This is a genomic window from Cellulomonas sp. B6, assembly GCF_001462455.1.
Taxonomy (GTDB): Bacteria; Actinomycetota; Actinomycetes; order Actinomycetales; family Cellulomonadaceae; genus Cellulomonas.
Window position 1 is genome coordinate 1 of sequence record NZ_LNTD01000145.1, and the last position, 916, is coordinate 916.

Annotated in this window: 1 protein-coding gene; it reads right to left on the reverse strand. The window is 72.6% G+C overall.

Features of this window, described 5'->3' with window-relative positions; genetic code table 11:
- Window positions 1-9: 9 nt before the first annotated feature.
- A partial coding sequence (locus tag ATM99_RS13415; protein WP_223305073.1) for an ABC transporter permease occupies window positions 10-916 on the reverse strand: 907 nt, incomplete at its 5' end.

Here is a 916-nt window from a genome sequence, read left to right on the forward strand (position 1 = left end):
GGCGGGGGCTCAGCGGGTGTGCGCGAGGCCCTTGAGCAGGCGCCGCTCGAGCCCGGAGACGACGACGTAGAGCAGCATCGACAGGATCGCGAGCGTGAACACGCCGACCCAGATGAGCGCGATGTCGTACGTCGAGCCGGCGTAGTGGATCATCCGGCCGAGGCCTGCGTTGGAGCCGATGTACTCGCCGACGATCGCGCCGGTGAGCGCGAGCCCGATGCCCACGCGCAGGCTCGACGCGATCCACGGCAGCGTCGAGGGGACGACGACCTTGCGGAACACCTGCCAGCGCGACGCGCCCAGCGAGTACAGGAGCGTCGTGAGGTCCTTGTCGACGGACCGCACGGCCGCGTACGTGTTGAGCGTCTGGATGACGATGACGAGCGCCGTCGCCATGGCGACCTTCGAGCCCATGCCGAGCCCGAGCACCAGCACGACGATCGGCGCGAGCGCGAGCTTGGGCATCGCCTCGAACGCGATGACGAGCGGTTCGGCGACCAGCGCGTAGCGCCGCGACCACCAGAACGACAGCCCGAGGACCACGCCGCCCGTGACGCCGATGACGAAGCCGAGCACGGTCGACGTGAACGTGAACCGCACGTCGGCGAGGATCCCGCCCTGCGTGAACGCGACGACCGCGGTGTCCCAGATGCGCGAGGGCTGGCTCCAGAAGAACGCGTCGATCCAGCCGGCCCGCACGCCGAGCTCCCAGCCCGCGAGCACCGCGACGACCACGCCGACGCGCAGCAGGTTGACGCTCCACGCGCTGGGCTCGCTCGCGCCGCGGCGGCGCCGGACGACCGGGAGCACGCTGCTGCGCAGGCGGCCGAGCTCGCGCAGCGAGTCCTGCGCGGTGACGGGCGCGGCGGTCGGGGCCGGGCCGGTGGTGGTGCCGGCCGGCGGGGTCGTGGCGGGC